3 protein-coding genes and 1 pseudogene are annotated in these 4,675 nt (G+C 74.9%); all 4 read left to right on the top strand.

All coding sequences use genetic code 11. The annotated features are described in order from the left end of the window. Positions 1-115: 115 nt before the first annotated feature. Positions 116-1,117 carry an ABC transporter substrate-binding protein gene (locus tag J0670_RS30545; protein WP_207815004.1) on the top strand — a complete coding sequence of 334 codons (1,002 nt, stop codon included), beginning with the start codon at positions 116-118 and terminating at the stop codon, positions 1,115-1,117. 27 nt (positions 1,118-1,144) lie between these two features. Then, a complete protein-coding gene (locus J0670_RS30550) occupies positions 1,145-1,927 on the top strand; it encodes an ABC transporter ATP-binding protein (protein WP_207815005.1) in 783 nt (260 codons plus the stop codon). Between the two features lie 252 nt (positions 1,928-2,179). Then, positions 2,180-3,037 carry a DUF4132 domain-containing protein gene (locus tag J0670_RS30555; RefSeq protein WP_374223196.1) on the top strand — a complete coding sequence of 286 codons (858 nt, stop codon included), beginning with the start codon at positions 2,180-2,182 and terminating at the stop codon, positions 3,035-3,037. Beyond that, positions 3,034-4,675, top strand: a pseudogene (locus J0670_RS30560) (hypothetical protein); the annotation flags it as partial. The gene J0670_RS30555 and the pseudogene J0670_RS30560, both read left to right, overlap by 4 nt.

Raw genomic sequence — 4,675 nt, forward strand, 5'->3', positions numbered from 1 at the left:
GATGTCATAAGGTAAGGCTAACCTAATGTTCGAACCGTCCCGTGAGGCACCGCCATCGCGCCGAGCTGCCCGGACGCCGCCCAACTCCCGTACCACCCCTGCCCCGGAGGCACCCATGCCGTTCGCCCAGAGCCCGCTCAGCCCCGTCCGCCGTCGCGCGGCCCAGGCGCTGGCCGTCACCGGGGCGGCCGCCCTCCTGCTCACCGGCTGCGGCTCCTCGGGCTCGCCGTCGTCCGCCGGTTCCACCCAGGCGGCAGGTGCGGCCGACATTGGCAAGCGGACCGTCAAGGACGCCACCGGTCAGGCCGTCGAGATCCCGGCCGAACCCCAGCGGATCGTCACCCTCACTCAGGAGGACCTCGACGCGGTGCTCGCCCTCGGCGTCAAGCCGGTCGGCATCACCAACGGCCAGGGGCTCGCCGAGCCGCCCGCGTACCTCAAGGACAAGGTCCAGGGCGTGCCGGTGGTCGGCAACCTGCTCCAGCCCGTACTGGACAAGGTGATCGCCGCCAAGCCCGACCTCATCCTGGCCGGCGACATGCAGGATGCGCAGCTGCTCAAGCAGCTGCGCGAGATCACCCCCGCCACCCTGGTCACCATGGCGCCCACCGACGACTGGAAGCTCGCCTTCCGGGGCATCGGCAACGCCGTCAACAAGCTCGACCAGGCCAACAAGGTGATCGCCGACTACGAGGCCAAGGCCGCCAAGACCGGCGCCGACCTCGGCAAGAACAAGGGCGCGGCGGTCTCCATCGTGCGCTGGAACCCCACCGGCCCGAGCTGGATGGAGAAGCGGCAGTTCGCGAGCGGCGTCGCCCTCGACATGGGCCTGACCCGCCCGGCCGCCCAGGACAAGGACGGCAACGCGCACAGCCCGGCGCTCAGCCTGGAGAAGCTCTCCGAGATCGACGGCGACTGGCTGTTCCTCTCCACCCTCACCGACGACGGCAAGGCCGCGCTCAAGGACGTCCAGTCCAAGCCCGCCTACCAGGAGTTGAACGCGGTGAAGAACAACCACGCCGTCACCGTGGACGGTTCGGTCTGGTCCACCCGGGGCGGCCCGCTCGCCGCCGACGTCGTCATCGGCGACCTCGGCAAGGCGCTCTCCGCCTCCTGAGCGGCGGACGAACCGGGAGACAGCGCCATGGAGTTGACGATCGAGGGCCTCACCGCCGGGTACGGGCCCGGCCGCCCGGTGCTCGGCGGCATCGACCTCACCGTTCCCGCCGGCCGGGTCGTGGCCGTGGTCGGCCCGAACGGCTGCGGCAAGTCCACCCTGCTGCGGGCCGTCGCCCGGTTGCACCGGCCGGACGCCGGGCGGGTGCTGGTCGGCGGCGAGGACGTGTGGCGGCTGCGCCCGCGCCAGGCCGCCCACCGGGTCGCCCTGCTCCCGCAGAGCCCGCAGGCGCCCGAGGCGGTCACCGTCGAGGGCCTGGTCCGCTACGGCCGGCACCCGCACCAGGGCCTGTTCCGCCAGTGGTCCCCGGACGACGAACGGCTCACCGCCGAGGCCCTGCGCGCCACCGGCGTCGACGCCCTCGCCGACCGCCGCCTCGACCGGCTCTCCGGCGGCCAGCGCCAGCGCTGTTGGCTGGCGATGGTGCTCGCCCAGGACGCCCCGGTCGTGCTGCTCGACGAACCGACCAGCGCGCTCGACCTCGGCCACGCCGTCGAGGTGCTGGAGCTGGTCCGGGCCGTCGCGGCGGGCGGGCGCACCGTCGTCATGGTCCTGCACGACCTCGCGGCGGCGGCCCGCTACGCCGACCTGCTGGTCGCGCTGCGGGACGGCGCGGTGGTCGCCTGCGGGCCGCCGCGCGAGGTGGTGGACGCGCCGCTGGTGCGGGCGCTGTACGACATCGACAGCCATGTGCTGCCGGCCCCGGGCGACGGCGCCCCGGTCATCGTGCCCCGGGCGCCGTTGGACTGACGGGGTGCCGGACCTCGCCGACGGGGGATCGGCGAGGTCCGGCACCACCCGGTCCGTCCCCGGGCGGTTGAGGGTCCGGCCGGAACACCCGCTTCGATCACTCGTTCGAGTGGTTTGAAATCTGCATGTCAGGCCCGACTTCACCCCGCCCACCGCATTGTCAGTGCGCCTCGCTACGTTCCTCGCATCGCTGGTCCGCAGGCGATCAGTACGACGTTCCCGAGTGCGGGACTCTGTGGGAGGAGTACGGCCGTGGCATGGGTGGAGACGGGCGCGGGAGGGTACCGCGTCGCGCTCGACGGTGAGGGCAGGGTGGTGTGCCGCAACGCGGCGGGCCGCGAGCTGAAGTCCCTGCCGTCGAAGCTCGGTGACGACCCGGTGGTCACCCAGCTCAAGCAGCTCGCCGAGTGGCTCGACGCGCACGCGCGGCGCTGCCGGGAGGACGTCGAGCGCTGGATGGTGCGCTCGCTGCCGGTGCCCGCCGCCGTGCTCACCGCCGTCTGGCCGGACGACGCCTGGCAGGCCGTCCTGCGCGACGTCGTGGTCACCAGCCCGGACGGCGCCGTGGCCGGCTTCCTGCGCGGCGCCGACGCCGAGCGGGGCCTGGGCCTGGTCGACCTCGACGGCGACACCGTGCGTCTGACCGACACCGAGGTCCTGATACCCCACCCCGTCCTCCTCCAGGACCTCGACGAGCTGCGCGAGTTCGCCGTCGAACTCGGCGTCTCCCAGCGCGTCCAGCAGCTCTACCGCGAGGTCTGGCACCGGCCCGAGGAGCCGCGCACCGGCACCGAGGTCACCACCTACGCCGGCGGCCGCTACCGGGAGCTGCGCGAGCTGATCGGCCGCTGCACCCGGCTCGGCTGCCGGGTCCGCGGCGGCCACGCCGTGCAGCCCGTCACCGAGGGCGGCCGCACCGTCGAGGCCCGGGTGTGGGTCGGCGACTACTACGAGTACGACGCCTGCGAGACGGGCGCGCTCAGCTGGGCGGGCCCCGACGGCCGGGTGCTGCCGCTCGCCGAGGTCGGACCGGTCGCCTGGTCCGAGGGCATGCGGATGGCAGCCGCCCTGTACGCGGGCCGCACGATCGAAGGGGAGGAAGCCGCATGACCACCACCGTCACCACCCACGAGGGCGCCGCGCCCGAGGCCCTGCTGGACGCCGGGGCCGTGCTCCCGGCCGGCACCCTGCCCGGCGCCGGCCGCCCCGACAGCGCCGCCGACGTGCTCACCGCCCGCGGCTACACCCACCCCGCCCTCGACGGCCGCCGGATCGTCCGGCTGGTCCCCGGCGCGCTCGGCCAGGCCGAGGACCTCGCCGTCGAGTTCCTCGGGCTCACCCCCGACGGCGCGCCCGCCGAGGTCGGCCAGGTCCGCCAGGAGGCGCTCGGCTTCCCCGCCTGGGCGCTCGTCCACGACCCGGCCAACGGCCACCACGCGCTCGCCCTGGTCAAGGAGCTGGAGCGGCTGGCCCGCCAGGCCTCGTCCAAGCCCGGTGCCGCCAAGGACGGCTTCGATGCGCTCGCCACCCGCCTCGGCCGCGCCGTGCCGCACTTCCTGCCCACCTTCTGCGAGGAGGTCGGCCGGATCTTCCTCACCCACGACAACCGGACGTACGCCGCCGCCTGGTTCGGCAAGGCCCGCGAGGCGGAGCGCACCCACGGCCTGGCGGTGGACGAGGAGCGGCTGCGCGCCGTCTTCCTGGAGTTCGCCCTGGCCGGCGCGCTCACCGTCAAGGCCCTGCGCCAGTACGTCAAGGAACTCGCCCAGCGGCTCGACCCGCTGACCGCCTGGCAGCGCTTCCGCCAGCTGTGCACCGAACGCTCCGCGGCCGGCATGGCCCCCTACGCCGGGATCGCCGAGGACGCCCGCGCCCTGATCCGCGCCGCCGGCCTGGACCGCACCGAGCACGAACGCGCCCTGCTCGCCGAACTGCTGGACTCCCCGGCGGTCAACCGGGCACCCGCCGCCTTCTGGAAGTCCTGGCACGGCCCGCTGGTCGAGCTGGGCAGGAGCGACGCGGCCGTCCGCGCCCGCCTGCTGGACCTGCTGCCCGACCCGGCCGTCTCCGACGCCGCCCCGCACGACGCCGCCTGGCTGGAGGTCCTCGCCGAGACCGGCGCCGAGGAACTGCTCACCGGCCCCCGCGCCGAGGGCGCCGAGCCCGCCGCCGCCTGGCTCCAGCGCTGGTGCCGGCACCTCGGCCGGGGCTGGCGCGCCCGCCCCAGCTGCCCCGCCACCATCGCCCTGGCCGGCCGGATGACGGAGCGGCTGCGCGCCGACGCCGTCACGGTCGACCTGTTCACCGGCATCCGCGACAGCCGCACCCTCCTCGACCTGCTCGACCTGCTGCTGGCCGCCGGTGTGCCGGTCGCCGACCCGCCCGCCGGGTACGACGTCGAACTGCGTCGCTGGATCGAGCAATGCGGCCCCGACAGCACCGATCTGGCCGCCGTCGCCGCCGACCCGCGCTTCCGGCCGCTGCTGCGCCAGGCCGCCCCGAACGCCTGGATCGCGGCCGTCACACGCCGGGCGCCCGCCACGGCGCTGCTGCGCGAGCTGTACGTCGAGTGGGCCGAGGAGCGCGCCGAGGAACTCGCCACCACCCGCGGCCTGGCCGCCGCCGACAACCTGGTCCAATCGCTGAGCCCGTTCCGGGCCACCATCCGCACGATCGCCCCGGCCGCCGCCGAGCGGATCGCCGCCCTCGACGTCAGCGCCCTGCTCGCCCGGGCGCTCGGCGCCGGCA

Source organism: Streptomyces sp. FH025 (genome assembly GCF_017427025.1).
GTDB lineage: Bacteria > Actinomycetota > Actinomycetes > Streptomycetales > Streptomycetaceae > Kitasatospora.

Bases quoted from the DNA above. Each gene is read 5' to 3' on its own strand.
- J0670_RS30550 (WP_207815005.1), top strand. From the start codon at position 1,145: ATGGAGTTGACGATCGAGGGCCTCACCGCCGGGTACGGGCCCGGCCGC.
- J0670_RS30545 (WP_207815004.1), top strand. From the start codon at position 116: ATGCCGTTCGCCCAGAGCCCGCTCAGCCCCGTCCGCCGTCGCGCGGCC.